At 62.9% G+C, this 3163-nt stretch carries 1 protein-coding gene and 1 pseudogene; both read right to left on the reverse strand.

Translation table 11 applies throughout. From position 1 onward, the window contains the following. Positions 1–2680, reverse strand: a 2680-nt coding sequence (locus tag VGD20_RS13775; RefSeq protein ID WP_331134996.1) for a TonB-dependent receptor, incomplete at its 3' end; no start/stop codon positions are given. A 114-nt stretch (positions 2681–2794) separates the two neighbouring features. Continuing rightward, a pseudogene (locus tag VGD20_RS13780) lies at positions 2795–3163 on the reverse strand (lysophospholipase); the annotation flags it as partial.

Below are 3163 nucleotides of genomic sequence, written 5' to 3' on the forward strand. Positions count from 1 at the left end.
GCTGGCTGTTGCCACCGACAAAGTCCTGATAATATTTCGAGCGGTAGTTGTAGATCGCCTGCAGCGACACCGGGCCGAGTTCGTAATAGGCCTGCGCCGACAGCACATGTTTCGAATAGCCCGAGAGGCCCGCCGCCGGGATCAGGCCGGGCGAAACGGTTTCGGTCTCGGGGTCGTACTGGTCGCCAAGCGTGATGTCCTGATTCTCGAAGTTCGAATCGGCATAATTGTAGCTGACCTTGGCGCCGAGGCCGTCGAGCGGCTTGGGCAGAAAGCTGAAGCGCGTCGCCGCGGTCAGTTCGAGCCCGTAGATGCGCGACTTGTCAGGGCTGTTGCGCGTCTGGGCAACCGGGATCGACACCGTCTCGCCGTTGATCGTGAAATCCTCGTTGTAAACGACGGGCTGGAAGCCGCCGTTGAACTGCTTGTAATAGACGGTCGCCGAAAGGAGGCTGTCCTTGTTCGGATACCATTCGATCGCGGCGTCGGCGTTCCACGACATCAACGGTTTGAGGCGCGGGCTGCCGTTGGCGCGAATATTGCCGATCGCATCCTCGATCGAATCGTAACTCGCGCTTTCGTCGTCGAGCGTGATCGTACGGCCGGCACCGAGCGCGCTGGGGGCGGGACGCGACATCGCGCGATAACCGGCAAGACGGACAAGCGTGTTCGGCGCGACTTCGAAGATGGCGTTGATGCTCGGCAGGATGCGCGTCGAACGGCTCTTGATCGTCACCGTTTCGAAATCGCCGGTTTCTTCGAGCGTGAACGAACCGTCGCCGCCGGGGTCGGGGACGAGGACGAGATCGCTGCGCAGTCCGTTCGAGGTGACGTCGGTCTTGACGACGCGGACACCGAAATTGCCGCGGACGGGCATGTTACCGAGGTCGCTTTCATATTCGGCCATGACATAGCCGGCGAGCGTGCGTTCGGTGACGTCGCGGCTGGTAACCGAACGCATCTCGTCGGGCAGCCCCGGGTCCGTGGTTCCCAGATATTCACCGAACAGGCAGTCGACGTCGAAGGTCGCCCAGCTGTTGATGCTGTTCCCCTTGGCAGCCGACAGGAATCCCGTCTGCGGGAAGCCTTGCCGGCACATGTTGTTGATCCGGCGGTCTTCTTCGAGCGTGAAGTCGGGCCCTAGGTTGAAATCACCATTGCGCAGGTCATAGTCGCGATAGGTGAGTTCGGACCAGCGGCCGCCCGCCGAAATCCGGCTGAAGAAACCATCCATCTCGTATGCGGCGTCGAAGCGTCCTGCGATGATCTCGTTGCGCCGCTTGCTCTCGTCGCGGCGAAAGCGCGCATCGTCCCAGAAGAGGTCGTGGTTGTTCAGATCGAAACGCGGGTCGATCGTGATCGTCGGCACGAATGCGCCCGGCGCGAGATCGTAGGTGTAGGGAATGCGCATGTTGTTGAAGACGGTCTTGTCGCCATTGACGTCCATCGGATCGGTGCGGAGGCGGAAATTGCGTTCGACCTCCTTGCGGATGGTGCGCGAATAGCTGCCGTCGACGGTCAGCGTCAGCCGGTCGTTCGGCTTCCACTCGACCGAAAGCCCGCCGCCCAGATATTCTTCCGAACGCGACAGTTCGGAACCGTTCGATTCGAGCGCGCTTTGGCCTTCGAGATGGCGGATGATGCCATTTTCATCATATTCGACGTTGGTCAGGCTGCGCCGCGCCTCCGACAAGGTCAGGTCGCGGCGGCTTTCGACAAAGGTGCGATCCGAATACTGGACGTCAAGGTTGATGTTGAGCTGGTCCGACGGCCGCCACTGGATCGCGCCGAACGCCGAATCGCGCTTGTCGGTCTCGCTGATCTGGCGGAAGATGTAGCTGTTGGGGACCAGATAATAAGGCTTATTGCCGTAATCCGTCTCGCGATCGAGTTCGGTGCAATTGTTGTTCGTGACTATGATGTCCGCGCGGCACGCGGTCCAGGTCGTGCTCGCGGCATAGGTTTCTTCGGGATTGTTGGTGTCGTTGCGCTGGAAGCCGAGCGAGATGCCGATCGTGTCGTTCGCGAACTGGTCGACATAGCTCAGCGTTCCGCGCCAGCCGATGCCGCCGCCCGAGCCGACGACACGGTCGCCATAGGGGTTGTACTGCGCCTTGATCTCGGCCTGCACGCGCTGCTTGCCGAAATCGAGCGGGCGCAGTGTGCCGATCTCGATCGTGCCCGCGACGCCGCCTTCGACGAGGCTCGCCTGCTGGGTCTTGTAGATCTTGATATTGTTCACGAGTTCGGACGGGAACTGGTTGAAGTTCACCGAGCGATCGCCGCTGCCGTTCGTCGCGTCGCGGCCGTTGAAGGTTGCGTTCGACAGGAAGGGGCCAAGGCCGCGCAGCGCGATTTCGGACGCGTCGCCCTTTTCGCGGTGCGTCGTCGCGCCGGTGATCGTCTGGATCGCCTGCCCCACCGAGATCGCCGGAATGTCGCCGATATCGTCCGACGACAGCGCGTCGACGATCGCGGTTTCCGCGCGCTTGGTGTTGATCGAATTCTGGATCGTCTCGCGAATGCCGGTGACGACGATCGCATCCTCCTCGCCTTCGGCCTGCGGCGCGGGCGCGTCCTGCGCCATCGCGGGCGCGGCGGCGACCAGCAGCGCCGAACCGGCGCCAGCCAGCAACGCGGCGCGCAGGCTGCGCGCGCGGATCGGATTGCGAGAATTCACGTCATCTCTCCCTGGAACTGATTCTGTTCTGGCCGATGCTGTCGAACATGTCGGCCAATTTGTCAACAATAGTGTATGGCAAATTGGTCAGTCCAATTTGCCATACACTTTCTCTTATCGAACGAGCTGGCTCCTGAGGCCCGGCACGGCGCGCGCCAGCGCCTGCGTCACCAGCTTGGCGGTGACCTCCGCCCCGACGTCGCCGAGGTGGGTATAGTCGAACTTGCGCGTCACCTGCCCGCGCGCGCCGTCACCGCTGATCGGCGCGGGTTCGGGCGAGGCCGGGCGCGCGGTCAGCGTCGTTCCCGCTTTCGCGGCCGCGAGTTCCTCGTCGGTCGGCGGCTCCTGCGCCAGCTTGGTCGCCATCTCAGGCCCCATCTCCTGCGCCTGCGCGGCGCTGAGCGCGTTGAGGTCGACGAGCGGCACGTCCATCGCCTTGGCGACGGCGCGCACCTGGTCCGACCAGCTCGCGAGCGTGTTCCG

The organism is Sphingopyxis sp. (genome assembly GCF_036402335.1).
In the GTDB taxonomy this organism is placed as follows: Bacteria; Pseudomonadota; Alphaproteobacteria; order Sphingomonadales; family Sphingomonadaceae; genus Sphingopyxis.